Genomic DNA, 22,995 nt, shown 5'->3' with positions numbered 1-22,995 from the left:
CCGGGACGCCGGTGAAGGAACCGCCGCCTTACGGGTTGAGCAGCGTGGTGGCCTGCTCGTTGGCCTTCTTCAGCTCGCCGTCGGACGCCTTGCCCTGCATGATCGCCTTGATCGCGTTCGGCAGCACCTTCTTGGCCTGCTCGAACTCGCCCCAGCCGGCGCTGATCGGCGGGAACTTGGTGTTGCCCGCGATGTCGGTGAAGATCGCCAGCTTGGGGTCGCTGAACTTCACGTCCGAGCGCATGGACGAGAAGCCGCTGTAGTCCGCCCACGCCTGGGCGTTCTTGGCGGTGTTGAGCACCGCGATGTAGTCGAACGCGGCGTCGGTGGCCTTGGAGTCCTTCCAGACGGCCACGTCGGAACCGCCGGCCATGACGGGCGCGTTGCCGCCGGCCTTGCTCGGGATCGGGAAGACCGCCCACTTGTCGGCGTCCTTCGGGGAGATCTTCTTCATCTCCTTGAAGGCCCAGCTGCCGTCGAAGTACATACCGATCTTGCCGAGGGCGAAGTCGCGCTGCGGGCCGTCGAGCTCGTGCTTGCCGATGTACTTCTCGGGCGCGACCTTGTCCTTGGTCACCAGGCCGGTGTAGAAGTCCACGGCCTCCTTGGCCTGCGGCTGGTCGAGCTTGCCGACGAACTTGTCGCCCTCCTTGACCGCGACGTCGCCGCCGTTGCCCCAGATGAAGCTGAGGAGGGCGTTGGTCTGGTCGCTCGGCACGCCGATGCCCGGGACCTTCTTGGCGTCCTGGATCTTCTTGGCCGCGGCGGACAGCTCGGCCCAGGTCTTGGGCTGCGCGATCTGCAGCTCGTCGAACCAGTCCTTGCGGAACCACACGCCGCGGACGCCGCCGTACCACGGCACGGCGTAGGTCTTGCCGCCAGACCGGTCGTTCTCCAGCGCGGTCTTGTTGAGGGTCTTGCCGTCGGCCCACTTGTCGAACTGCGCGGAGACGTCGGCCAGGTTGCCCTGCTCGATGTGCGACTGAACGTCGGTGTTGCCCAGCTCGGTGACGTCGGGGCCCTCGCCGCCGGCCGCCGCCTTCTGGAACGTGGTGGCGACCTGCGGCCACGGCACGTACTTGATCACGACGTCGGTGCCCGGGTGCTTCTGCTTGAAATCGGTCTCGACGCCGTCGAGGAACTTGGTCTGCTCGGGCGTGCCCTCGCCCATCATCCAGACCGTCAGCTTCGCCGGGTCCTTGGCCGCGCCGCCCTCGGACTTCTCATCGCCGCCGCCGCAGGCCGTGGCGGCCAGGGCGATCGCGGCCGCTACGGCCGCAACCTTGGTGTACTTCACTGGGGTTTTTCCTTTCCGGCATGGCATCACCGTGAGTGCATCCCCGACCGTCGGGGCAGTGGAGCGGGCCCGGACCCTTTAGGGTCCAGCCATGCCCAGCTCTTCCTCGCACCGGCCGCGGGACGCCCTGCTCGCCAGTCGGCGCTCGATGTGCGCCTCATCACCCGGTCTGGGCCTCCGAGGCGCTTGCGCGTAAACTAACAAGAAACTTTCCTAAACAAAACCGCTTGTTAGCGGATTGAGACTTTGAGGGGCCGAGCATGTCCAGACGACCGGGGACGCCACGGCTGCTGCGCGAACTCAACGACCGCGCCGCGCTGGACCTGCTGGTCGGGCAAGGACCGCTGACCCGCGCGCAGATCGGCGAGCACACCGGGCTTTCCAAGGTCACCGCCTCCCAGCTGCTCTCCCGGCTCGAGGAGCGCGGCCTGGTCGAGGTCGTCGGGGAGCAGGCGGGCGGCCGGGGGCCGAACGCGGCGCTCTACGCGGTGGTGCCGTCGAGCGCGTACGTGGCGGGCCTCGAGGTCGGCCCCGACGGGGTCACTGCCGGCGTCGCGGACATCACGGGCAGTATCGCGGCCCAGGTTACAGTCGACCCGAACGGGGCCGATGACCCGGTGAAGACGGTGCACAACGCGGTCGCGAAGGCCTGCCGGTCCGCCAAGGTCGCGCTCTCACGCCTGAACGCCTTCGTCATCGGGACTCCCGGCGTCGTCGACCCCCGTACCGGCGACGTGCAGTTCTCGTTCGACCTGCCATCCTGGCACGAGGGTGTTCTCGCTGGGCTGAAAACCGATCTCCGGCGGCCCGTGATCATCGAGAACGACGTCAACCTGGCCGCCGTCGCCGAACGTGCGTACGGCGCCGCCCAGGGCGCCGAGGACTTCGCCCTCATGTGGCTCGACCGCGGCATGGGCCTCTCGGTCATGCTCGGCGGCCGGCTGCACCGCGGCCGCTCCGGCGGCGCGGGCGAGATCGGCTACCTGCCCGTGCCCGGCGCGCCCCTTCCCTCGGGCGACGTCCGCCGCGACCCGGCCGACGAGGGCTTCACCGAATCGACCAGCTGGGGCATCCCGGCCCTGGCCGGCGGTTACGGCTCGCTGGTCGGCGCCGACGCCGTCCGCGGACTGGCCCACGCGCACGGCTTCACCGAGCCCACCGCCGTCGAGTGCGTCCGGGCCGCCGCCCTGAACGAGGACCGTGGCAGCGCCTTCCTGGACGAGCTGGCCCACCGCATCTCGTACGGCGTGACGTCGGTCAACATCGTCCTCGACCCGGGCCTGGTCGTCCTGGCCGGCCAGCTGGGCCGCGCCGGCGGCCAGCCCCTGGCCACCCGCATCTCGCACGCCGTCAACCGCATCAGCCCCACGAGCCCCACCATCGCCGTCACCGCCGTCGAGGGCAACGCCGTCCTGCGCGGCGCCCTCCACGCCGCCCTGGAGCAGGCCCGCGACGAGGTCTTCTCCGCGGCCGCCGGGGACTGAGGCCGCCGAGGACCGAGCCGGAACGAAGAACGCCTCCGCGTCCCTGGGGCGCGGAGGCGTCGGCGTGCCGATCGTTCTGGTTGGCGGGTGTGAAATCTCGGCGGGTGCTGAATCCAGGTGGGTCGATCTTCTTCGGGAGCCGCAGGCGTGTCAGGCGGCGGCCAGCGGACGGACCTCGTCGTGGTCCCTGGCCTGGCGCCTGGGGTCCTGCATGGCGCGATCCCGGACGGTCTGGCTGATGATCTGACGCTTGCGTCGTTGCGCCGCCGCCCATCGTGCCGTGGGTGTCATCGTGCTTCCCCGTTCCGCGGCGGGTCACCGCATCCCCGTACCCCTTGTGACTCAATGGTCCTGAAGAATCAGGCGGAACACCATCCACCACAGGGATGATTTCTTGTCAGACCTCATGGGGAGACGCATACGTCCCATGGGTTGCGAAATCGGGCGGAAAAGGGTTCGGTGTCCCTACCGGAAGGCTTCCGAACGGCCTTCTGGAGGGCTTCCGGAGGGCGCCGTCGGGCGCGGGACGGCCCTGGTAAGCCCAACCAGTCCGATCGGCAAGGGATAATACGTTCATGCGATTGTCCGCCCGGGTCGACTACGCACTGCGTGCCTCCGCGGAGCTGGCGGTGGCCGGAAGTCATCCGGTGACCGCCGTCCAGCTCGCCCAGGCCCAGCAGATCCCGCCCAAATTCCTCGAGAACATCCTCGGCCAGCTGCGCCGTTCCGGCCTGGTCCGGAGCCAGCGCGGCCCGGAAGGGGGCTACTGGCTGGCCAGGCCCGCCGACCAGATCTCCCTGGCCGACATCATCCGCGCCATCGACGGCCCGCTGCTGGGCGTCCGTGGCGAACGCCCCGAGCACGTCGGTTACGAGGGGCCGGCGCGTTCGCTCCAGGAGGTGTGGATCGCGCTCCGCGCCAGCGAGCGCGCCATCCTCGAACAGGTGACGCTCGCCCACATAGCGTCGGGTGAGCTTCCCGCCCCGGTCCGCAAGCTCACCGAAGACCCATCGGCCTGGGAAAGCCCCTCCTTCATCTGACAGGACGGGACGGCTGACGTGCCGGAAGGCGATGTCGTCTGGCTGACCGCCCGGCGCCTCGACGAGGCGCTCACCGGGCGGCCGCTGACGCGCAGTGACTTCCGCATCCCGAAGCTGGCCACGACCGACCTGCGCGGACGGCCCGTGCTGGACGTCGTGGCCCGCGGCAAGCACCTGCTGATCCGGGTGGGCGGCGGCCTCACCGTGCACAGCCATCTGCTGATGGAGGGCTCGTGGCGGATCCGCCGCCCCGGCACGCCGCCCTCCGACCACCGGATCCGGGTGATCCTGGCCAACGAGGAGTGGCAGGCCCTCGGCTACTCGCTCGGCATCCTGGAGCTCCTTCGCACGTCCGACGAGGCCAGGGCGGTCGGGCATCTCGGCCCCGACCTCCTCGGGCCCGACTGGGACGGCGCCGAGGCCGTGCGGCGGCTGTGCGAGCAGCCCGACCGGGCCATCGGCGAGGCGCTGCTCGACCAGACCCGGCTGGCCGGAATCGGCAACGTCTACAAGGCCGAGGTCCTCTTCCTGCGCGGCGTCCATCCGTGGACGCCGATCCGCGACGTGTCCGACATGCCGTCGATGGTCCAGCTGGCCCACCGCCTGCTGGAGGCCAACAAGGAGCGGCACGGGCACATCACGACGGGCGACCGCCGGCGCGGCCGCGAGCACTGGGTGTACGGGCGGGCGGGCCGCCCGTGCCGCCGCTGCCGTACCCCCGTCCAGCGCGCCGACCAGGCCTCCGACGTCGGCCCCCGTGTCACGTTCTGGTGCCCCCGCTGCCAGCCGTCCCCCTCCCCGCCCCCGTCTTGAGGTGAACCTGTGCAGTCCCCCGCGATCTGGGCCCTGATGGTCGAGGAGCGCAAGAGCTCCAACGGGCAGTGGCACGTCTCCCAGGTACGGCCCGTCGGCGACGACCTCGCCGCGGCGCGGGAGGCCGGGCAGGACATGGCGTTCAACTTCCGGCCGCAGCTGGCCGGGGTGATCAGCATGCGCCGGGACGTCTACCAGGTCGGCGAGGACCAGTGGGTCGTGGCCCACAAGGCCAAGATGGGCGGCGGCCCGACGTACTTCAAGGTCAGCGTCGTCCGCCATCTGGGTTCCAGCGACGGCTGACCCGCGACCCCGCCCCCCGTCATCCCTCAGGATGATCCACAGCGGGCTGATGCGCGGAAACAACGGCTCGGATACCGTGCGCCGGTGACCGAGCACACCCGCCGCCCCCGGCTGATGACCGCCCTCGACATCGCGGCGGCCGTGTTGCTGGGGCTGGTCCAGATCCTGATCGCGGGCAACCTCCTCAAGGACAGCCCGGCCTTCGCGTTCGACTTCATGGTGGCCTGCCTCAGCGCGACGGCGCTGGCGGCCACCGTCGTGATCCGCCGGCGCTGGCCGTTCCGCGCCCTGATCGCCGCGCTGGCCGTCTGGGTCGTCGCCTACGTCACCGGCGCGTTGTGGGGGGCGTACGTCGCGGTGGCGCTGGCGCTCTACATGGTCACCGTCAGCGAGCCGGCGCGCCGTTCGCTGCGCGCGCTCGCGCTCACGGCCGCCGCGGCCCCGGCCGTCGTCGCCACCGACCCGTTCCACGGCTGGGAGGCCGCGCTGTGGGGCACGGTGACGGCCTGGGTGCTGATGGCGGCGACCTGGCTGACCGGGCGTTGGGTCCGGGCCCGGCGGGCCGCCGCCGTCCGGGCCGAACGCGACCGCGCCCAGCAGATCGTGGTGGCCGAGCGGCTGCGGATCGCCCGCGAGCTGCACGACGTGGTCACCCACGGCATGGGCCTGATCGCGGTGAAGGCGTCGATCGCCAATTACATCGCCGACAGCCGCCCCGAGGAGGCCAGGGAGGCGCTGCGCGTCATCGAGACCACCAGCAAGGACGCGCTCGCCGAGATGCGCCGCCTGCTGGGCGTGCTGCGTTCGCCCGGCGAGGCCGGACTGGCGCCGTCCCCGGGCGTCGCCGCCCTGCCCGAGCTCGCCGAACGGGTGGCGGACGCGGGAGTCCGGGTCCGGCTCACCATCGACGACGCCCACGACCTCCCCGAGGCGGTGCAGCTGGCGACCTACCGGATCGTCCAGGAGGCCGTGACGAACGTGGTCAAGCACGCGGCGCCCGCGCACTGCCGGGTGACGGTCGCGGGCGGCGCCGAGGGGGTCAGGATCGAGGTGACCGACGACGGCACGCCCTCGTCCGCCGCCCCTGGCTCCGGCTCCGGCTCCGGCTCCGGGCCGGGAGCCGGGGCGGGCGGGCACGGGCTGGTCGGCATACGGGAACGGGTGGCGATGTACGGCGGCGACTTCGCGGCGGGCCCGCGCGCCGAGGGCGGCTTCCGGGTGACCGCGACGCTCCCCTACCGTCGGGAGGCCGCGTGATCCGGGTGCTGGTCGCCGACGACCAGGCGCTGCTGCGCGGCAGCTTCCGCGCCCTCCTGGAGACCTCGCCGGGCCTGTCGGTCGTCGGCGAGGCGGCCACCGGGGCGGAGGCGGTCGCGATGGTCCGCGACCTGATGCCGGACGTGGTGCTGATGGACGTACGGATGCCGGAGATGGACGGCATCGAGGCCACCCGGCGCATCCGCGAGGCGGCGGAGACCGCGGCCGTCCGGGTCCTGATGCTCACCATGTTCGACCTCGACTCCTACATCTTCTCGGCGCTGCGCGCGGGGGCCAGCGGGTTCCTGCTGAAGGACACCCCGCCGGCCGACCTGCTCGACGCGATCCGCGTCATCGCCGCCGGTGAGGCGCTGCTCGCGCCCACCGTCACGCGGCGGCTGATCGAGGAGTTCGCGGCCCGGCCCGAGCCCGCCCGGCCCCTGCCGCGCACGCTCGACGGCGTGACCGACCGCGAACGCGAGGTCCTCGCGCTCATCGCGCGCGGGTTGTCCAACAGCGAGATCGCCGAGCATCTGCACCTCAGCCTCGCCACCGTGAAGACGTACGTGGGACGCCTGCTCACCAAGCTCGACGCCCGCGACCGCGCCCAGCTCGTGATCATCGCCTACGAGTCCGGCCTGGCCGGGTAGACCGCGGCGGATGTCACCCCTGGGCTGACCCCGAAGTGTCGGCTCTGGTCCGATGTGCCGCGCCCTCGCCGGGCGCGATCGTGGACGCATGATCGAAGTACGTGAGCTGACCAAACGGTACGGCCGGGTCTCCGCCGTCGACGGGTTGTCGTTCACCGCCGGGCCGGGCCGGGTGACCGGCTTCCTGGGGCCGAACGGGGCGGGCAAGTCGACCACCCTGCGCATGATCCTCGGGCTGGACCGGCCGACCTCTGGGCAGGCCCTCGTCGCCGGGCGGCCCTACGCGTCGTTCGAGCACCCGCTGCGCGAGGTGGGCGCGCTGCTGGACGCGGGCGCGGTGCACGGCGGCCGCACCGCGTTCGACCATCTCGACTGGCTGGCCCGCAGCAACGGCATCGGCCGCGCCAGGGTCGCCGCGGTGCTGGAGCGGGCCGGGCTCTCCGGCGTGGCGCGGCGTCGGGTCGGCGGCTTCTCCCTGGGCATGCGGCAGCGGCTCGGCGTCGCGGCGGCGCTGCTCGGCGACCCCGGCGTGGTGCTCTTCGACGAGCCGGTCAACGGCCTCGACCCGGAGGGCATCCGGTGGATCCGCGAGCTGATGCGCGGCATGGCCGCCGAGGGCCGCACCGTCCTGGTGTCGAGCCATCTGCTGGGCGAGATGGCGCGGACCGCCGACCACGTCCTGGTGGTGGGGCGCGGGCGGCTGCTCGCCGAGGCGCCGATGGCCGGGCTGACCTCGCGCGGCGTCTCGCTCGAGGACGCCTACCTGGAGCTGACCGGCGACAGCGTCGACTACCGAGCCGAAGGGGCCGCCCGATGAACGCCGTGATCTCCGCCGAGTGGCGCAAGCTGCGCTCGGTGCGTTCGACCCGCTACGTCCTGGCCTCGACCGTGCTCGCGCTCGTCGCCGGGAGCGGGGTGGCCGCGCTGATGACGGCCGACTGGGACGGCGCGTCCGTGGCCGAGCGCGCGACCTTCACCGGCGCCGACCCGGCGATCCTGGCCGTGCCGTTCGCACAGTTCTGCCTGGCGGCCCTGGGCGCCCTCATGATCACGACGGAGTACTCGTCCGGGACGATCCGTCTCAGCCTGGCGGCGGTGCCGCGCCGACACCGGCTGCTGGCCGCCAAGGCGGCGGTGATCGGCGCGGTCGCGTTCGTCACCGGCCAGGTGATCGCGCTCGCCGCACTGCTCCTCGGCAGGCTGATCGCGGGCGACCGGCCCGCACCGATCGCGGCCTTCTCCTCGGTGCCGGACGGCCTGCCCGACGCGTTCGCCGCGGGCCTCTCGGTCACCGTGATCGGTCTCGTCGGCCTCGGCGCCGGCACCATGCTCCGCTCGACCGCGAGCGCCCTGGTCACGATCGGCACGGTGATGTTCGTGCTCCCCGTCTTCGCCCGATTCGTGTTCCCGGCCCAGGGCGAGGCGATCGCCTCTCTCCTGCCGACCGGACTGGCCCCGCAGATCGCGGGAAGCGCCGACGACCCGGCCCTCCCCCCGCTGGCCGCGTTCGCGCTCCTGGCCGCCTACGCGGCCGCCGCCCTCGCCGCGGCAGCCACCGCCCTCACCCGCCGCGATGCGTAGGGCGCGGGGGCCGAGGCGGGTTCGGCTGGTGATCGACGACGGCTCCGCAGGGTGTGCGCCTGCGCACCGCGTGGTGGAGCGGCCGGTTCTGGGACAAGCCCTACGCGGGGCGGGTGCGTTGCCATTCCTTGTGGGCGGAGTGGACTCGGTCCCAGATCACGGCGCGTTCGGCGGGGTCGAGGTCGGCGGGGCGCAGGCCGAAGATCTCGTCCAGCACCGCCCACCACTCGGCCTGGTCGTCGATGGTGCGGGGCGGGGCGAGGTCGCCGGCCCGGCGCAGCACGCAGCCGGTGAGCGAGTCGACGCCGCGCGCCTCCCGGCGCATGACCACGCAGGTGCGGACGAAGCCCGAGCGGGGCGAGGTCGACAGGTACTCGTGGCGCTCGGCGAACGCCCCCACCTCGGCCACGGCCGGGGCGAAGTCCATGCCCGCGAACGACCCGCCCGGGTCGTGGTCGAACCGCCAGCCGCCGGGATCGGTGTCCGAACGCGACAGCCGGAAGGTCATCGGCCCCTGCGTGTACTCGCCGTAGCGCAGGGGCAGGGGCCCGTGGATCCCGTCGCCCATGCCGGCGTCGATGAGCCAGTCGCCCGACGGCGACTCCTCGTCCGGCAGCCCGTGGACGGTCAGCCCGAGGTGGTTGGCCCAGGCGGAGCCGGGCGGGGGCTCGCCGTGGTTCTGCCCGCCGGAGCGGTGCCAGGTCACGTCATAGCCCAGCTCGCGCAGGAGGAGGGAGAACGCGCCGTTGAGGTGGTAGCAGTAGCCGCCGCGCCCCTTGGCCGTGATGCGCTCGGCCGCCCAGTACGGGTCGATCGAGGTCATCCGGCCGAGCTGGATGTCGAGCGCCTCGTAGGGGATGCGCTCGACATGGGCCTCGTGCAGCCGGCGCAGGCCCGCCACGCTCGGGCCGCCGCCCGGCCGGGGCAGCCCGAGCCGGGCCAGATATCCGTCAACGTCGATCGACACCTTAGGGAGCCTGCCCCAGTGATCGCCCGGCGGCAAGGGGGGTGCTCAGGAGCCCGGGCGGTCGCGGAGCATCGAGGTGACCCGCGCGGTGCAGACGGCGCGGCCCTCGTCGTCGGTGATGCTCACGTCGTAGGTGGCGAGGTTGCGGCCCGCGCTGACCTTGGTCGCCACGGCCGTCACGTGCCCGGACGACGCCGGGCGGTGGTGGCTGGCGTTGATCTCGATGCCGAGGGCCATCCGTCCCTGACCGGCGTGGATGGCGGCGCCCAGCGACGCGGTCGTCTCGGCGAGGACGCAGGAGGCGCCGCCGTGCAGCGTGCCGTACGCCTGGGTGTTGGGCGCCACCGGCATGCGGGCCACGACCCGTTCCGGGCCGGCCTCCAGGAGCTCGATGCCCATCCGGTCGTCGAGCCCGCGGTGGGTGGCGCCGAGTTCCCTGCCCAGTTCCGCCAGGTCGTCGCTGTTGTTGATCACAACCGGCCCCTCTCGGGCGACGGGGGTCGGCGCCTGCCCGGAGAACGTTCCCGGGTCGTCCCCGGGCAGGTCGCCGCCCGTAAACGGGTCACCGGATCCGGTGCCCTCGTGGTCGATCCTGCGATGCCGCCACACCCAAGTCAATTCTCGGATTTACTTGCCGATCCCCCAGAGATAACTTGGGTCTGTGACTCTGGACGACCTGCGGGTGTTCGTCGCGGTGTGCGAGGCCCGCAACCTGAGCGCCGTCGCCCGCACCCTGTCGTGCAGCCAGTCGGCGGTCAGCCAGCACGTGCGGCGCCTGGAGCGCGAGACCGGCCTCACCCTGCTCGAACGCCGCCGGCGCGGCGTGGCGCCCACTCAGGCGGGCGAGATCCTCCGCCGGGCGGCGGCCCAGGGCCTCGCCGGGCTGGACGACGCGCTGCGGCGCCTGGACGACCTGCGGAGCGGCGTCGCGGGCACGATCAGGGTGGCGACCGGTGCGACGACCGTCCGGCATTTCATGGGAGCCGGCGTCACCACGTTCCGCGCCCGCCACCCCGAGGTCAACCTCCAGTTCGTGACGGCCGACTCCAGCCGCCGCTGCCTGGAGGCGGTCCGGTCGCACGACGCCGACCTGGCCTGGGTCACCGTCGGGCCGCCCCTCGACGGCGTCGAGCAGCGGACGTCCTACGAGCTGCCCTGGGTGCTCGCCGTGCGCGCCGACGACCCGCTCGGCCGCCGCGACACGGTCACGCCAGCCGAGCTGGCCGGCATCCGGCACATCGAGCTGCCCGAACGGTCGACGTCCCGCGTCCACCTGGAGATGCACCTCGAACGCCACGGCGTGCGGCTGACGTCGACCACCAGCGTGGCCGACTGGGACACCGCCCTCCTGCTGGCGGAGCTGGGGGTGGGCCAGGCGGTCCTGCCCGCCCTGCCCGGCTGGGGCCGCGGGCCGGGCGTCGTCAGGCTGGTCCCGATCTCCGGCCTGCCGCCGCTCGGCGCGGGCTGGGCGGCCCGTCAGTGGGACGCGCTGACCCCGCTGGCGCTGGAGTTCGCCGACACCGTGGTCACGGAGCTCAACCGTTCAGGCGTTCCTCGATGATGACCGCCACGGCCTCGACCTCCACGAGCTGGTCGTCGTAGCCGAGGGCGGCGACGCCGAGCAGCGTGCTGGGCGCGTCGTGCTCCCCCATGTGCTCCCGGACGACGTCCCAGGCCGCCACGAGGTCCTCCCGCCGGGACGACGCGACGTACACGGTCGTCTTCACGACGTCCCGGAGCGTGGCGTTGGCGCTCTCCAGGGCCGCCACCAGGTTGCTCATCACCTGCCGCGCCTGCCCGGCGAAGTCGCCGGCCGCCACGGTGGCGCCCGAGGCGTCCAGCGGGCACGCCCCGGCCGTCCAGATCGCCCGCACCGGCGCCTCGGCCACCGCCGCGTAGGCGTAGTCGACGGTCTGGGCGAGGTCGGCATTGCGGACGAGGCGGACGGAGGGCGCAGGATCGATCATGCTCCCAAGTCTCGCAGACCGGGCACGACCGGCGATCCGCGCGCGGGCGGCGGCCGGACGCGCGGCAGGGCGAGCCGGACGGCCGATACCGCGAGCAGCAGCAGGAGCACCGGAACGACGTCGGGCGGCGGGCCGGTCTCCACCGCCGAACGCAGCCAGGAGTCGCCCAGGCGCATGACGACGCCGGGCAGGGCGCCGATCGTGGCCACCAGGGTCCGGGCGAGCTGGAGCCAGTCGAGCCGCGACGCCGGTGCCAGCGCGACGAGCGGGAACAGCAGCGCCTCGTACCACGGGAAGCCAGAACATCCCGGCACCGGCCAGCAGGTAGGGCAGCTTCACCGCCCCGGCCGCGCCGCACCGTAGGAGCCCGACGTGAACGGCGCCCGGCGCGGGGATGGCGCGGCGTTGCGCGAGCGCGGAAGGGCCGGGTCCTGTTTGCTGATCCGCATGGACACCGAACGTTTCCTCGTCCGCGCCGGCCTCCCCCAGCTGGTGCCGGGATGGCACCCGCGCACCCACGTGATCCCGCGGATGCTGCCCGGGCTGGCATTCCTGGCGGGCGGGCTGCTCCCGCTCCCGGCGATGCCGGACGACGAGACGGCGTTCATCTGGATGGGCCTGAGCGGCGCCGTGGCCTGCCGGCTGGCGTGGCAGGCGTGCACCGCCCTGCGGACGCACCACCGGGTCCTGCCCTGGTGGACGTTCGTCGCCGTCCTCGTCCTCTACTTCGCGGTCCCGGTGATCGTGGTGCTCGTCGACTTCGCCTCCCTGGGCGAGAACGCCTACCAGGCGCTCGGCCTGGAGTTCCGGCTCTCGCCCATGAACGCCGCGCTGGTGACCGCGATCGTCTTCGAAGTGGTCGCGGCGGTGTGGCTGGTCGCCTGCTACGCCGGAGTCAGCCTCGGCGTGATCGCACTGGTCCGCATCGGCGCCCGGCAGTCCTGGCACGACCTCCTCAACTCCGCCCGCCTCCACGGCCGCGCGCTGCCGACGCTGCTCTTCGTCACCTTCCTCGCGTTCTTCGCCGGGGAGATGTGGCAGCTCGGCGACAGCATCACCTGGCCGCGTATGGTCCTCGTCCTGCTCCTCTTCGCCGCCGTCACGGTGGCGGCCAGCGCGAGCCGTCTCGGCGACGAGATCCTCGCCCTGGACGGGGTCGCGCTGACGAAAAAGCAGACCTGGAACGTGCTGACCGTCCTGGCCACCCGCCAGATCGTCCAGGCCACCGTGGTCGGTCTCGGCGTCTTCGCGTTCTTCACGCTCCTGGGCGTGATCGCCGTCGACCCGGCCACGGCCACCACCTGGGTGGGCGCCGAGCCCCGCCCCTCGATCATCCCCGGCGTGCCGCAGGCACTCCTGCGCTGCGCCGCCCTGCTGGCGGGATTCGGCGCCCTCAACTTCGCCGTCACGACCATGACCGACCAGGGCGCCCGCGGAGAATTCTTCCGCCCCATCGTCAGCGACCTGGAGGAGGTCCTGACCCGCTACGCCCGCCACCCCGAAGCCCGGCCGGACGCTCCGGACGCGCAGCCGGAAACCCCGCCAGATGACCGGCCGGCCCCTCAGCCGGGCCCTCAGCCGGACGCCTAGGCTTCCGGCCCGTCACTCGCCCGCCCGGCGTACCCGGCCGCTGTGCGACCTGCTGTTATGCCGGTGCTACGGTGCGCGAATGCGCAGGAGCGTGCCGGGGACCGGCGATGAGAAGGAAAGCCTGCAGGTCAGCCTGGACCGGCACCGCGACGTGGTGCTGTGGAAGATCCAGGGCCTGGACGACGAGCAGCTGCGCCAGCCGGTGACGCCTTCGGGGACGACGATGCTGGGGCTGGTCAAGCATCTGGCCGCGGTCGAGTACGAGTGGTTCTGCTCCACGTTCGGGAGGGAGACCGAGCCGCTGCCGTTCGACGACGACGATCCGGAGGCCGATCTGCGGGTCGAGCCGCACGAGACGACGGCGGACATCGTCGCCTTCTACGGGCGTGCCCGCGCCGCCGCGGGCACGGTCGTCGACGAGCTGGACGTCGAGACGCGCGGCACCGCCTGGTCGGGGCAGACCGTGACGTTGCGCTGGGTCCTCATCCACATGATCGAGGAGACCGCCCGCCACGCCGGCCATCTCGACATCGCCCGCGAGCTCATCGACGGGGCCACCGGCGACCATCCCGAGGCGGCGGACGACCCGGCCGGCGGTTGAACTGGGGCGCGTGGTTTTGCAGGGTGGGTGGATGACCACGGACGAACGAGTCGAAGGCCTGGCCGATCTGCTCGTGTCGACCGGGCGCCTCACCGATCCGCGCTGGCGGGACGGGCTGCGCGCGGTGCCGCGGCACCTGTTCGCACCCGGACGGGGGTGGGCGGTACCGGACCGGCCGGTGTACGAGGGGTTCCCCATCGACCGGCGATCGGATCCGGCGGCCTGGTGGGAGGCGGTCTACACCGACACGGCCATCGCGATCCAGCTGGACGACGGGGCCAGCGACCCGCAGAGCGGCACGGGCGTCTGGACCAGTTCGTGCTCGGCGCCGGGGATCGTGGTCATCTTCCTTCAGGAGCTGCGGCCGCTGGATCATCACCGGGTGCTGGAGGTCGGCACCGGGACGGGCTGGACGTCGGGGCTGCTGACCTGGCGGCTCGGGCCGGGCGCGGTGACCTCGGTCGAGATCGACGAGGCGCTGTCGGCGGGGGCCGCCGGGAACCTGAAGAACGCCGGGTTGTCGCCCCTGCTGGTCGTGGGCGACGGCGCGGAGGGGTACGCGGCGGGCGCACCGTACGACCGCGTGCACGTGACCTGCGGGGTGGAGCGGATCCCGTACGCCTGGGTCGAGCAGAGCAGGCCCGGCGGGGTGATCGTGCTGCCGTGGTCGCCCGGCTGGGGCATCGGCCATCTCGCGCACCTGACGGTGACGGGCGACGGGCGGGCGCTGGGGCGCCTCACCGGGCCGGCCGGGTTCATGATGCTGCGCTCGCAGCGGCGGCGGTTCGGGGGCCCTGAGCGGGCCGCCGAACAGCGGGGGAAGGCCGTCCGGTCGGCGGCGCACCTCGATCCCCGGTCGGTCATCGCCGAGTCGCCGGGGGCGGAGGTGGCGATCGCGGCGCTGGTCCCAGGGGTGCGGTCGCATCTGGAGGCCGCGCCGGACGGGTCGCTGCGCGTGTGGGCGATCGAGGACACCGGCGACGATCCCGCATGGGCGTGCGCCACGTTCGAGCCCGGCCGCGTCGACCACGCCGTGTACCAGTACGGGGCGCGGCGGTTGTGGGACGAGGTGGAGGCGGCCTACCTGCGGTGGGTCGCCTGGGGCAGCCCCGACCGCGCGCGGTTCGGCCTGACGGTGACGCCCGGGAACCAGTCGGTGTGGCTCGACCGCCCGGACCGCCTGGTCGCCTGAAAACGCCGAAGGTCTCCTGAGACGACGCCCGGTCGCCTGAAACCGGGTTGAACGGCGCGGAGCGTTCGGCCAGCATCGTCGCATGCCTGCCAACGCACGTTCGGTCGCCGACCTCTGCCGCCTGCACGACGAGGGGGTACGGATCAAGTACCTGTGCTTCTGGGGGCACCGGCCGGCCAGGGACGGCGGGGTGGGCCCGGGGGTGCTCAGCCAGTGGTGGGACGGCCACCCGTTCACCGTCGACGGCGTGCGCTACGCGACGGCCGAGCACTGGATGATGGCGGGCAAGGCGCGCCTGTTCGGCGACGACGCGGCGCTCGCGCGCGTCCTGGACGCGTCGAGCCCGGCGAAGGCCAAGGCCGTCGGCCGGGAGATCCGCGGTTTCGACGAGGAGGCGTGGACGGCGGGCCGCTTCGAGATCGTCGCGGCGGGCAACGTCGCCAAGTTCGGCGCCCATCCCGAGCTGGAGGACTACCTGCTCGGCACCGGCACGCGGGTCCTGGTCGAGGCGAGCCCGCGCGACCGGATCTGGGGCATCGGGCTGGCCGCGGCCGACGAGCGCGCGGAGGACCCGCACCGCTGGCGCGGGCTCAATCTGCTCGGCTTCGCCCTCATGGAGGCCCGGGCACGGCTCAGCGCCGCACGCTGAGCCGGCCGCCGGCCAGGGTGAGCTGCGCCTGGGGCCGGCCCTCGCCGCACTTCCGGCCGTTGGGGTACGTGGCGTGCGGGGTGACGTCCAGCGTCCGCCTGAGCACGCGGTCGCCCGCGGCGTCACGGAGGTCGACGGTCACCTTGACGGGCGCCTTCGGCAGCCCCTGGACGTCGGCGAAGCCGTTCTTGTCGCCCGTCGGCGAGGCGGAGGCGCCGCAGACACCGTCGGGCGGGCCGTCCGGGCACTCCCCCGGGACGGCGGCGCTGGAGGCCGTGAGCTCCACCCTGGACGTGCGGCAGGTGCCGTTCCAGCAGATCGTCATCGTGGCGGAGTCGACCCTGGCCGCGTCGGGCGCCCTGATGTCCAGGCCCACGCCCTCGCGGGAGCCGATCGCGGTGCAGGGCCTGCCGCCGCTCGGGGACGTCGTGCCGCAGGCGGTCACGGCGGCGAGGGAGGCGAACGCCATGATCCGCCTGAGGGTGGCCATGATCTCTCGACGCGGCGCGGCGTTCCGCGGTTCCCGCCCCGACGCGAAACCCGCGACGACCCGGACGACCCCGGACGCGAAAAGCCCCGATCGTCATGATCGGGGCCTTCGCGCGGCCGTTCACCCTGCCAGGCGCGGGGTCAGTTCTGGACGGCGAACATCCAGTGCTGCTTCTCCAGCGCGGCGGTGATCTCGATGAAGAGGTCCTGCGAGACCTGGTCGGCCTCGTCGGTGGCCGCGATGCGCTCGCGGAACCGCCCGATGATCTGCGCGAGCGCGTCGGTGATCGCGGCGACGACCTTGTCGTCGGTGATCCAGCCGGCGTCGAGCTGCGGCAGCGCGGTGCGGTCGGCGAGGGTGCGGACCCGGCCGTCGGGGTTCACGCCGATCGCGACGGCGCGCTCGGCCACCGTGTCGGCGTATTCGCGGGCCAGTGCGACCACTTCGTCCAGGTGCTCGTGCACCTGCTTGAAGTGGCGGCCGGTGATGTTCCAGTGGGCCTGCTTGCCGACCAGGGAAAGGTCCAGCAGGTCGACGAGGGCGCCCTGCAACGCCTCCCCGGTGGTCTTCTGCGCGGTCTCGTCGAGCGTGCTCTTGACCGTGGCCATGGTAGGGCTCCTTCCGCGTCGTTCCGGTATGTCCGTTACAACACGAGGACCTGCCCCGTTATGCCAAGATCACGCAGGCGCAGGGGGTGAGCCCGCCCACACCCGGGCTCTGTGCGGGAGCTGGGAGCCCAGGTGGGAGCGCGGCTCGGGCCGCCTCGATCAGGCGGCCACCATGTCGGCGCGGAGCTCGCCGGTGATCTCCTCCGGCGTCTCCGGGATGCGCTCGTCGGAGATGCGCTCGTGCTCGGGCGGCGCACCCGCCATGACGGGCTCGTGCTGAAGCTCGGCGAGCGCCAGTTGGTCCGACACCTCTCTCAACACGTGCGAAAGCGGGACCCCCAGGGCTTTACAGATCGATGCGAGCAGCTCCGACGAGGCCTCTTTCTGGCCTCGTTCGACCTCGGACAGATACCCGAGGGACACTCGTGCCGCCGCTGACACCTCACGGAGGGTGCGTCCCTGGCGCAGCCGCAGCTGCCGCAGTACGTCACCGAGCAGCTGGCGAAGCAGGACCATCGTCTCGCTCCCTCCCTCAGTTCGGACCATCTGACTCTTCCACCGTACCCGGCTTGGAGGCGGGCGTGGCAGACCGTGGATTTCGTGTTCGCTTGGAACGTAACGCTGTAATCAGCCCTTCTCTTCCCGATCTTCTTCAGCCTCACGGGCCGCGTGCTCCACGTCAAGCCCCAAAATTGCACGTCGTAGCAGCTCAAGGGCATGGACGACGGTCATTCGCCGGATCACCCCGCGGATCTCGCCGCCGACGCCGGGCACGGGGAGTCGCGGATTGAACACTTTCGGCTCATCTTCTGGTCCGGCCACAGAAATGTAGACCGTTCCGACGCGGCGGCCGTCCTGGGATTCGGGACCGGCCACTCCGGTCACCGCGAGCCCGTAGGAGGCCCCCAGCCGGTCGCGGACGCCGGCCGCCATCGCCGCCGCCACGTCCGGGTGGACGGCGCCGTGCTCGCGCAGGAGATCGTCCGGCACGCCGAGGAGCCGGTGCTTCAGCTCGGTCGCGTAGGTGACCACCCCGCCGGCGTACGTGGCGGACGAGCCCGGCATGGCGGTCAGCTCGGCCCCGATGAGCCCGCCGGTCAGCGACTCGGCGACCGCGACCGTCCGGCCACGTTCGGCCAGCAGCCGGTGGACGGCGCGGTCGAGCGTGTCGTCGCCGGCGCCGTACACCGCGTCGCCCAGCAGCGCGCGGGCGCGGTCCTCGGCGGCGGCGAGGCGCTGCTCGGCGTCCGGCCCGGTGGCGGTGATCCGGATCTTCACCTCGCCGGAGGACGGCAGGTAGGCCAGCTTGATCTGGTCCAGCGCCTCGACCTCGGCCAGGCTGGTCGCGATCACCGACTCCCACACCCCTGCGGTACGGAGCGTGCGGCGGGCGACCTCGTGCAGCCCGGAGTCCTCGATCAGCTCCGGGATCACCACCTCGGTCATGATCGTGCGCATCTCGAACGGCACGCCGGGCAGCGCGTACACCACTCCCCCGGGCAGCTCGACCCGCAGGCCGGGCGCGCTGCCCACCGTGTTGCCGAGCAGGCTCGCGCCCTCCGGCACGTCCGCCATGCGCAGCGCCATCGGCGCCAGCGGGCGCCTGGCCGCCTCGACGCGGTCGCGCAGCCGCTTCTCCAGCGTCGGGTCGCGGCGGAGCGGCACACCCGCCGCCTTGGCCAGCGCGTCGCGGGTGAGGTCGTCGTAGGTCGGGCCGAGGCCGCCGGTCGTGATCACGGCCTCGGCGCGGCCCAGGGCCTCGTGCACGGCTTCGATGATCACGTCCAGCTCGTCGCCGACCACCACGCTCCGGGTGACCTCGACGCCGTGCTCGGCCAGGCGCTGCCCCATCCACGCCGCGTTGCCGTTGATCGTGTCGCCCAGCAACAGCTCGTCCCCGATGGTGAGCAGCTCGATCCGCATGTCGGCACGTCCTCCCGATGGTGATCCCGGAACCGGCGATCTTCGGTCCCGCCCTCGAACCTACCGCCGCCGTGCGGGTCAGGAGGCGTCGGCGACCAGCCCCACCTGGTGGGCGAGGATCGCGGCCTGGACCCGGTTGCCCACCGCGAGCTTCGCCAGCAGATGGCTGACGTGGACCTTGACCGTGCCCTCGCTCATGAAGAGCCTCGCCGCGATCTCGGCGTTCGACCTGCCCTCGGCCAGCAGCCGCAGGACGTCGCGTTCCCGGCCGGTCAGCCCTTCCACCAGGCGGCGCTGCCGGCTGAGGTCGCGCTCGGGCTCGGCGAACCGCGTGATGAGCCGGCTGGTCACCGCGGGCGACAGGATGGCGTTCCCGTCGGCGACCGTGCGGACCGCCTGGATCAGCTCCGGCGGCGGCGTGTCCTTGAGCAGGAACCCGACCGCGCCCGCGCGCAGCGCGTCGTACACGTACTGGTCGAGGTCGAACGTGGTGAGGACGATGACCTTGGGCGGCCGGGTGCCCTCCATCAGGGACCTGGTCGCGCTGAGACCGTCCATCCCCGGCATCCGGATGTCCATCAGGACGACGTCGGGCATGTGCGCGCGGCCGAGCTCGACGGCCTGCGCGCCGTCCTTGGCCTCGGCCACGACCCGGAGCCGGGAATCGGACTCCAGGATGGTCTTGAGCCCGTACCTGAGCAGTTCCTCGTCGTCCACCAGCAGGACGTCAATCATGCGCTCTCCCCTGAACGGCGGCCGTCCCACCAAAGGGCAGCACCGCGGTGACCACGAACCCGCCTTCGTGGGGGTGCGCCGCGAACACCCCGCCCAGCGACTCCACCCGTTCCTGCAGCCCGATCAGGCCGGTGCCGAGGCCGGGCAGGCGCGCGCCCGTCCCCGCGATCCGCGGCGGATCGTTGACGACCCGGACCACCAGGCGCTCGGGATGCGTCTGCAGCCACACCCGGACCGCCGGGCGGCCCGCGTGCTTGCAGATGTTGGTCAGGGCCTCCTGCGCGATCCGGTAGGCCGTGCCGCCCACGGCGGCCGGCACCCGCTCCAGATCGCGATCATCCCGTTCGTCACGGTCCCCGCGGTCCCCGTGCCCGTCTCGCCCGGCGTGGCCGGCGTGGGTGCCGTCCACGGTGAACGTGACGTCCATGCCGGCCTCCCGGGCGCCGTCGACGAGCGTCCTGATGTCGGACGCGCCGTGCCGCGGCGACAGCGGCGGCTCCCCGTCGGGCGCCTCGTCGTCCAGGACGCCGACGACCTGCCTGAGCTCCTCCAGCGCCTTGCGGCCCCCGGCCCTGATCCGCCCGGCGACCTTGACCGTCCAGTCCGCGCCGCGCTCCGGCGAGGTCTCCAGGGCGCCGGCCTCGACGACCATGAGGCTGACCCGGTGGGCGACCACGTCGTGCAGTTCGCGGGCGATCCTGGCCCGTTCGTCGATGCGGGCGCGTTCGACCAGCTGCCCGCGCTCGCGCACCAGCGCGTCGGCGTACGCCTGGGACGCGGCCGTGTAGCGCCGCGACAACATCCCGATCACGGTCGCGCCCATGTAGAACGACGACCACATCAGGCCCCGCACCACCGAGCCGCCCGGATCCCAGTGGGACCCGGCGACGGTCAGCGCGCCGACGGCCGCGGTCACCGCGATCACCCGGGCCCGTACCGCGCTGTAGGCGCCCGCCGCGTACAGGCTCAGCACCACGTGCACCGGCGCGAACGCGATCATGTGCACGACGCCGCACGCCAGCGCCACCGTGATCGGCAAGCGCCGCCGGAACAGCAGCAGGAGGCCGGCCAGGCCGGTCACCAGGGCCGCCTCCCACCGCCGGTCGCCCAGCAGGTTGTTGGCCGACTGGGTGAGCGAGTCGCAGACACCGAACGCGGCGGTGATCAGCGACAGCCCGACGTCGGTCCGGTCCGGGCGCCACGTCTCGACCGGGCGGCTCGGCACGTTCCAGGGAAAGCCGGCCGGGCGTGCCCCGGCCGGGTCCCGGGCGGGCGCCGCCTCGTCCCTCGTCACGCCACCGGCCGCACCGGCCTTCACCGCCTCCGTCGTCGTCACGGTCCTCGATCTCTCCTGTTTCATCGCGTCATCCGGGGATCTTCCCTCCCCGGCATTCCTCATTCGCTTTCGGAAGGGCTCCGGGAATCCCAGGGAACTTCGTCAAAGGGAATCAATGCCGAGACCTCGAAACCGCCATCGGGGAGTCCGTGGGCGGTAAAGCGGCCACCGAGAAGAGCCACCCTTTCCTTGATTCCTTCGAGCCCCGCGCCGCCGGCCGGAAAGGCCGTCGTGCCCGCCGCTCCGCCGCAAGCCGTGTTGGTGACGCGGACGGCGAGGCTGTCCTTGCGGAAGTCCAGCCGGACGTCCGCCTGGGCGCCGCCCGCGTGCTTGAGGACGTTGGTCAGGGCCTCCTGGACGACGCGGAACGTGGTGCGCTCGGCCGTCGGCGGCAGCGACCTGCGCTGCCCGGTCACCGCGAACGTCACCGGCATCGCCGCGCCGCGGAACGACTCGACCAGCGTCCCGATCGCGCCCAGCCCCGGCTGCGGCGCGAGCGGCGCGGCGTCCCGCCCCGCGGGCGCCAGGACCCCGATGATCTGGCGCAGCTCCTCCAGCGCGGTGCGGCCGGTCGCGCGGATCCGGCGCGCCGCGCTCACCGTCCAGGCCTCGCCGCGGCCGGCGGAGGCCTCCAGCGCCCCGGCCTCCACGACGATCAGGGTCACCCGATGGGCCACCACGTCGTGCATCTCCCGGGCGATCCGCGCCCGTTCCTGCGACCTCGCCTGGACGACCGAGCGTTCACGCTCACGCGCGAGGGCCGACTCGCGGCAGGCGGCCGCGTCGGTGTAGCGGCGCAGCAGCGCCCCCGCCACCGCGGCCCCGCCGAACGAGATCAGCGCGTACAGCAGGGAACGCACGCCGGACGGGTTGGTCTCGCCGGTCAGCGCGGTGGCGTGCAGGCCCACCGCGAACAGCGTCACCCCGGCGACCCGCGCCCCCGAGCGTTCGTGATATCCGGCCGAGCCGAGGCTCAGCATCAGCTGGACGGGCGCGTTGGCCAGCGCGTGGGCCACGGCGCTCAGTGCCGCGACCGCGACCGGCCACCGGCGTCTCCAGCACAACGTCACCGCCGCCGCCGTGACCACGGCGGCGGCCGCGAACCGGTGCCCGCCGAGCAGGTTGTTGGCGTCGCTGGTGAGCGAATCGAAGACGCCGAAAGCCCCGACCATGAACGCCAAACCGATGTCCGTGCGATCCGGACGCCATTCTTCCGCGGCTCTCATGACACGAAGATTATGTTTCGCCCTGGGCCGCCCCGGTAAGCCGATCTACCGGCCCGCCTATCACTTTAGTTGTAGTCACCCCCGGATGGCTCTGGAAAAGCGGGGTATATCAATCCCCCACAACGGCGGCAAGACTGAGCCGGGAAAGCACATCCGACGGGGGGGTCACATGGAGCAGAGCCTGAGGACCGGTTGGTTCGGCTCACCGCACGCCGTGCTGCGCACGGCCACGAGCCTGCTGGTCGCCGGATCGTCGGCGCTGTACCTGACGGTCGCCGTCAAGGGGATCCTGCAGCTGAACGGCCCGCCGAGCCAGATGATCACGAGGGTGTCCGGCGAGCAGCCGCTCGCCGCGAGCATGGACGCCCACACGTCCACCCTCTTCGGCCCGCTCGCGGTCGCCTGCGCCATGATCGCCGGTCTGCTGCTGGTCTGGGCCGGGACGCGCGGGCTGCGCGACCGGCACGACCAGCGCGCCTGGCGGCGGCACCAGAGCGTCCCGCTGGTCGCCTACACGATCGGCGCGTTCTCGTTCGGCCTGGCGCACCTGTGCCCGTCCGGCGCCTCGGTCATCTGGAGCGGCGTCAACCCGCTGATCCCGGGCGCGGTGCTCGGGCTGATCGTCACCGCCGCCACCATCCTGCTGCCCGCTCCCGCCGACAACGAGACCCGGCCCGTCTGATCACCCCGAGCGCGGGCCCCCTCCCCGCCGGAGTGCTCTTCGCAGGCTGGCCCCTGGGACCGCTCGTTCCCCGGCGGTCAGCGCGGGCGGCAGAGCCTGCGCAGGACCGCCCCGCAGCGCCGCGCGTACGCACGCTGCATGAACGGCAGCAGCGGCCCGCCGGAACGCGCCAGGCGCCCGGCCGGACGGCTGAACGCGGTGACCGTCAGCCACACGTCCCCCGAGCCGTCCAGGTGCACCACGAACGACTCCTCCCCCTCCACGGGGTGGCCGGGCAGCGTCCCGTAGGCCCATCCGGCCCGTTCGTCCTCGTCCTCGGCCCAGACCACGCGGCACGGCGCCTCGAGCCGAAGCGGGCCGACGCCGAGGCCCACGACCACGCTGACCCCGGGAGCGGCCCGCCGGGCCGACGCGTCGACGCGGACCGGCAGCGCCCGGTGCATCCAGAACTCCATGAGCGCGTCCGCCGCGTCGCGCATGGCCTCGGGCCCCTCGCCGACCAGCGTCCGCACCCGCATGTGGCGGTAACCGCCGGGCAGGTCCAGCGTCCGCGTCGCACCGACCTCGGGATAGGTGAAGTCGTCGCTCACCGCGGCCTCCCGCC

28 protein-coding genes are annotated in these 22,995 nt (G+C 72.7%); 14 read left to right on the top strand and 14 right to left on the bottom strand.

All coding sequences use genetic code 11. The annotated features are described in order from the left end of the window. Positions 1 to 28: 28 nt before the first annotated feature. A complete protein-coding gene (locus tag ABZ810_RS13060; RefSeq protein ID WP_358402706.1) occupies positions 29 to 1,297 on the bottom strand; it encodes an extracellular solute-binding protein in 1,269 nt (422 codons plus the stop codon). Between the two features lie 260 nt (positions 1,298 to 1,557). Between ABZ810_RS13060 and ABZ810_RS13055 the strand changes: the two genes are divergently transcribed. Further along, positions 1,558 to 2,781, top strand: a complete 1,224-nt coding sequence (locus ABZ810_RS13055) for an ROK family transcriptional regulator (protein WP_358402704.1) — start codon at positions 1,558 to 1,560, stop codon at positions 2,779 to 2,781. A gap of 150 nt (positions 2,782 to 2,931) precedes the next feature. Here the strand turns inward: ABZ810_RS13055 and ABZ810_RS13050 are convergent, their stop codons facing one another. Next, a complete protein-coding gene (locus ABZ810_RS13050) occupies positions 2,932 to 3,072 on the bottom strand; it encodes a hypothetical protein (protein ID WP_358402702.1) in 141 nt (46 codons plus the stop codon). Between the two features lie 284 nt (positions 3,073 to 3,356). Here ABZ810_RS13050 and ABZ810_RS13045 point away from each other — a divergent pair, with 284 nt between their 5' ends. The 7 genes from ABZ810_RS13045 to ABZ810_RS13015 all read left to right on the top strand — a co-directional run bounded on the left by ABZ810_RS13045 (position 3,357) and on the right by ABZ810_RS13015 (position 8,425). Continuing rightward, positions 3,357 to 3,821 (top strand): Rrf2 family transcriptional regulator, encoded by a 465-nt coding sequence (locus ABZ810_RS13045; protein WP_358402700.1) that lies wholly within the window; start codon positions 3,357 to 3,359, stop codon positions 3,819 to 3,821. 18 nt (positions 3,822 to 3,839) lie between these two features. Then, a complete protein-coding gene (locus ABZ810_RS13040; RefSeq protein ID WP_358402698.1) occupies positions 3,840 to 4,634 on the top strand; it encodes a DNA-formamidopyrimidine glycosylase family protein in 795 nt (264 codons plus the stop codon). A gap of 9 nt (positions 4,635 to 4,643) precedes the next feature. Continuing rightward, complete coding sequence (locus ABZ810_RS13035; RefSeq protein ID WP_358402696.1) at positions 4,644 to 4,937, top strand: hypothetical protein; 294 nt, start codon at positions 4,644 to 4,646, stop codon at positions 4,935 to 4,937. An 84-nt stretch (positions 4,938 to 5,021) separates the two neighbouring features. Next, a complete protein-coding gene (locus ABZ810_RS13030; RefSeq protein ID WP_358402694.1) occupies positions 5,022 to 6,194 on the top strand; it encodes a histidine kinase in 1,173 nt (390 codons plus the stop codon). Beyond that, complete coding sequence (locus ABZ810_RS13025) at positions 6,191 to 6,844, top strand: response regulator transcription factor (RefSeq protein ID WP_358402692.1); 654 nt, start codon at positions 6,191 to 6,193, stop codon at positions 6,842 to 6,844. Before ABZ810_RS13030 ends, ABZ810_RS13025 begins: the two co-directional genes overlap by 4 nt. An 88-nt stretch (positions 6,845 to 6,932) precedes the next feature. Further along, positions 6,933 to 7,661, top strand: coding sequence for an ATP-binding cassette domain-containing protein (locus ABZ810_RS13020; protein ID WP_358402690.1), 729 nt, complete (start codon positions 6,933 to 6,935; stop codon positions 7,659 to 7,661). Continuing rightward, complete coding sequence (locus ABZ810_RS13015; RefSeq protein ID WP_358402688.1) at positions 7,658 to 8,425, top strand: ABC transporter permease; 768 nt, start codon at positions 7,658 to 7,660, stop codon at positions 8,423 to 8,425. Before ABZ810_RS13020 ends, ABZ810_RS13015 begins: the two co-directional genes overlap by 4 nt. 100 nt (positions 8,426 to 8,525) lie before the next feature. Here the strand turns inward: ABZ810_RS13015 and ABZ810_RS13010 are convergent, their stop codons facing one another. Then, positions 8,526 to 9,392: an arylamine N-acetyltransferase gene (locus ABZ810_RS13010; protein ID WP_358402686.1), complete on the bottom strand. Its 867-nt coding sequence runs from the start codon at positions 9,390 to 9,392 to the stop codon at positions 8,526 to 8,528. Positions 9,393 to 9,437: 45 nt separating this feature from the next. Further along, positions 9,438 to 9,866 carry a PaaI family thioesterase gene (locus tag ABZ810_RS13005; protein WP_358402872.1) on the bottom strand — a complete coding sequence of 143 codons (429 nt, stop codon included), beginning with the start codon at positions 9,864 to 9,866 and terminating at the stop codon, positions 9,438 to 9,440. A 187-nt stretch (positions 9,867 to 10,053) separates the two neighbouring features. Between ABZ810_RS13005 and ABZ810_RS13000 the strand changes: the two genes are divergently transcribed. Continuing rightward, complete coding sequence (locus tag ABZ810_RS13000; RefSeq protein WP_358402684.1) at positions 10,054 to 10,953, top strand: LysR family transcriptional regulator; 900 nt, start codon at positions 10,054 to 10,056, stop codon at positions 10,951 to 10,953. Here the strand turns inward: ABZ810_RS13000 and ABZ810_RS12995 are convergent. Together ABZ810_RS12995 and ABZ810_RS12990 are read right to left on the bottom strand one after the other, a co-directional pair. Then, the gene (locus ABZ810_RS12995) at positions 10,928 to 11,359 is read right to left on the bottom strand and encodes a RidA family protein (RefSeq protein WP_358402682.1); all 432 of its coding nucleotides are present in this window, start codon (positions 11,357 to 11,359) and stop codon (positions 10,928 to 10,930) included. The two genes, ABZ810_RS13000 and ABZ810_RS12995, sit on opposite strands and share 26 nt — an antisense overlap. Then, positions 11,356 to 11,673, bottom strand: coding sequence for a hypothetical protein (locus ABZ810_RS12990; protein WP_358402680.1), 318 nt, complete (start codon positions 11,671 to 11,673; stop codon positions 11,356 to 11,358). Before ABZ810_RS12990 ends, ABZ810_RS12995 begins: the two co-directional genes overlap by 4 nt. A 133-nt stretch (positions 11,674 to 11,806) precedes the next feature. Between ABZ810_RS12990 and ABZ810_RS12985 the strand changes: the two genes are divergently transcribed. The 4 genes from ABZ810_RS12985 (at position 11,807) to ABZ810_RS12970 (ending at position 15,391) form a co-directional block, all read left to right on the top strand. Further along, the gene (locus ABZ810_RS12985; RefSeq protein ID WP_358402678.1) at positions 11,807 to 12,949 is read left to right on the top strand and encodes a hypothetical protein; all 1,143 of its coding nucleotides are present in this window, start codon (positions 11,807 to 11,809) and stop codon (positions 12,947 to 12,949) included. A 79-nt stretch (positions 12,950 to 13,028) separates the two neighbouring features. Further along, positions 13,029 to 13,550 carry a DinB family protein gene (locus tag ABZ810_RS12980; RefSeq protein ID WP_358402676.1) on the top strand — a complete coding sequence of 174 codons (522 nt, stop codon included), beginning with the start codon at positions 13,029 to 13,031 and terminating at the stop codon, positions 13,548 to 13,550. A 31-nt stretch (positions 13,551 to 13,581) separates the two neighbouring features. Further along, positions 13,582 to 14,742 carry a protein-L-isoaspartate(D-aspartate) O-methyltransferase gene (locus ABZ810_RS12975; RefSeq protein WP_358402674.1) on the top strand — a complete coding sequence of 387 codons (1,161 nt, stop codon included), beginning with the start codon at positions 13,582 to 13,584 and terminating at the stop codon, positions 14,740 to 14,742. An 82-nt stretch (positions 14,743 to 14,824) separates the two neighbouring features. Beyond that, entirely contained in the window at positions 14,825 to 15,391 is a 567-nt protein-coding gene (locus ABZ810_RS12970) for an NADAR family protein (protein ID WP_358402673.1), read from the top strand. On the opposite strand, the gene ABZ810_RS12965 is transcribed toward ABZ810_RS12970, so the two are convergent. The 7 genes from ABZ810_RS12965 to ABZ810_RS12935 form a co-directional block, all read right to left on the bottom strand. After that, a complete protein-coding gene (locus ABZ810_RS12965) occupies positions 15,375 to 15,881 on the bottom strand; it encodes a hypothetical protein (protein ID WP_358402671.1) in 507 nt (168 codons plus the stop codon). The genes ABZ810_RS12970 and ABZ810_RS12965 overlap by 17 nt on opposite strands. A gap of 140 nt (positions 15,882 to 16,021) precedes the next feature. Further along, a complete protein-coding gene (locus tag ABZ810_RS12960; RefSeq protein ID WP_358402669.1) occupies positions 16,022 to 16,489 on the bottom strand; it encodes a DNA starvation/stationary phase protection protein in 468 nt (155 codons plus the stop codon). Between the two features lie 159 nt (positions 16,490 to 16,648). Continuing rightward, positions 16,649 to 17,005, bottom strand: a complete 357-nt coding sequence (locus ABZ810_RS12955) for a helix-turn-helix transcriptional regulator (RefSeq protein ID WP_358402667.1) — start codon at positions 17,003 to 17,005, stop codon at positions 16,649 to 16,651. A gap of 111 nt (positions 17,006 to 17,116) precedes the next feature. Beyond that, entirely contained in the window at positions 17,117 to 18,412 is a 1,296-nt protein-coding gene (locus ABZ810_RS12950) for a CinA family nicotinamide mononucleotide deamidase-related protein (protein WP_358402665.1), read from the bottom strand. A 78-nt stretch (positions 18,413 to 18,490) separates the two neighbouring features. Next, positions 18,491 to 19,147 (bottom strand): response regulator transcription factor, encoded by a 657-nt coding sequence (locus ABZ810_RS12945; RefSeq protein WP_358402663.1) that lies wholly within the window; start codon positions 19,145 to 19,147, stop codon positions 18,491 to 18,493. Next, positions 19,140 to 20,483, bottom strand: a complete 1,344-nt coding sequence (locus tag ABZ810_RS12940) for a histidine kinase (protein ID WP_358402661.1) — start codon at positions 20,481 to 20,483, stop codon at positions 19,140 to 19,142. The genes ABZ810_RS12945 and ABZ810_RS12940 overlap by 8 nt, the downstream gene beginning before the upstream one ends. 59 nt (positions 20,484 to 20,542) lie before the next feature. Beyond that, positions 20,543 to 21,709: a histidine kinase gene (locus tag ABZ810_RS12935; protein WP_358402659.1), complete on the bottom strand. Its 1,167-nt coding sequence runs from the start codon at positions 21,707 to 21,709 to the stop codon at positions 20,543 to 20,545. Positions 21,710 to 21,878: 169 nt separating this feature from the next. Between ABZ810_RS12935 and ABZ810_RS12930 the strand changes: the two genes are divergently transcribed. Continuing rightward, complete coding sequence (locus ABZ810_RS12930; RefSeq protein WP_358402657.1) at positions 21,879 to 22,391, top strand: hypothetical protein; 513 nt, start codon at positions 21,879 to 21,881, stop codon at positions 22,389 to 22,391. A 77-nt stretch (positions 22,392 to 22,468) separates the two neighbouring features. Here ABZ810_RS12930 and ABZ810_RS12925 read toward each other — a convergent pair whose 3' ends face one another. Then, positions 22,469 to 22,981 (bottom strand): DUF1990 domain-containing protein, encoded by a 513-nt coding sequence (locus ABZ810_RS12925; RefSeq protein WP_358402655.1) that lies wholly within the window; start codon positions 22,979 to 22,981, stop codon positions 22,469 to 22,471. Positions 22,982 to 22,995 lie beyond the last annotated feature (14 nt).

It is taken from the genome of Spirillospora sp. NPDC047279, assembly GCF_040643285.1.
In the GTDB taxonomy this organism is placed as follows: domain Bacteria; phylum Actinomycetota; class Actinomycetes; order Streptosporangiales; family Streptosporangiaceae; genus Spirillospora.
The sequence above is the reverse complement of the archived record's forward strand: the minus strand, read 5'-3'. Positions and strand labels throughout refer to the sequence as shown.

What these genes read in the sequence shown, in the direction of transcription:
- ABZ810_RS13055 (WP_358402704.1), top strand. Translation starts at nt 1,558, where the DNA reads ATGTCCAGACGACCGGGGACGCCACGGCTGCTGCGCGAACTCAACGAC.
- ABZ810_RS13050 (WP_358402702.1), bottom strand. Translation starts at nt 3,072, where the DNA reads ATGACACCCACGGCACGATGGGCGGCGGCGCAACGACGCAAGCGTCAG.
- ABZ810_RS13045 (WP_358402700.1), top strand. Translation starts at nt 3,357, where the DNA reads ATGCGATTGTCCGCCCGGGTCGACTACGCACTGCGTGCCTCCGCGGAG.
- ABZ810_RS13020 (WP_358402690.1), top strand. Translation starts at nt 6,933, where the DNA reads ATGATCGAAGTACGTGAGCTGACCAAACGGTACGGCCGGGTCTCCGCC.
- ABZ810_RS13015 (WP_358402688.1), top strand. Translation starts at nt 7,658, where the DNA reads ATGAACGCCGTGATCTCCGCCGAGTGGCGCAAGCTGCGCTCGGTGCGT.
- ABZ810_RS12995 (WP_358402682.1), bottom strand. Translation starts at nt 11,359, where the DNA reads ATGATCGATCCTGCGCCCTCCGTCCGCCTCGTCCGCAATGCCGACCTC.
- ABZ810_RS12985 (WP_358402678.1), top strand. Translation starts at nt 11,807, where the DNA reads ATGGACACCGAACGTTTCCTCGTCCGCGCCGGCCTCCCCCAGCTGGTG.
- ABZ810_RS12980 (WP_358402676.1), top strand. Translation starts at nt 13,029, where the DNA reads ATGCGCAGGAGCGTGCCGGGGACCGGCGATGAGAAGGAAAGCCTGCAG.
- ABZ810_RS12975 (WP_358402674.1), top strand. Translation starts at nt 13,582, where the DNA reads ATGACCACGGACGAACGAGTCGAAGGCCTGGCCGATCTGCTCGTGTCG.
- ABZ810_RS12970 (WP_358402673.1), top strand. Translation starts at nt 14,825, where the DNA reads ATGCCTGCCAACGCACGTTCGGTCGCCGACCTCTGCCGCCTGCACGAC.
- ABZ810_RS12965 (WP_358402671.1), bottom strand. Translation starts at nt 15,881, where the DNA reads ATGGCCACCCTCAGGCGGATCATGGCGTTCGCCTCCCTCGCCGCCGTG.
- ABZ810_RS12960 (WP_358402669.1), bottom strand. Translation starts at nt 16,489, where the DNA reads ATGGCCACGGTCAAGAGCACGCTCGACGAGACCGCGCAGAAGACCACC.
- ABZ810_RS12955 (WP_358402667.1), bottom strand. Translation starts at nt 17,005, where the DNA reads ATGGTCCTGCTTCGCCAGCTGCTCGGTGACGTACTGCGGCAGCTGCGG.
- ABZ810_RS12950 (WP_358402665.1), bottom strand. Translation starts at nt 18,412, where the DNA reads ATGCGGATCGAGCTGCTCACCATCGGGGACGAGCTGTTGCTGGGCGAC.
- ABZ810_RS12945 (WP_358402663.1), bottom strand. Translation starts at nt 19,147, where the DNA reads ATGATTGACGTCCTGCTGGTGGACGACGAGGAACTGCTCAGGTACGGG.
- ABZ810_RS12935 (WP_358402659.1), bottom strand. Translation starts at nt 21,709, where the DNA reads ATGAGAGCCGCGGAAGAATGGCGTCCGGATCGCACGGACATCGGTTTG.
- ABZ810_RS12930 (WP_358402657.1), top strand. Translation starts at nt 21,879, where the DNA reads ATGGAGCAGAGCCTGAGGACCGGTTGGTTCGGCTCACCGCACGCCGTG.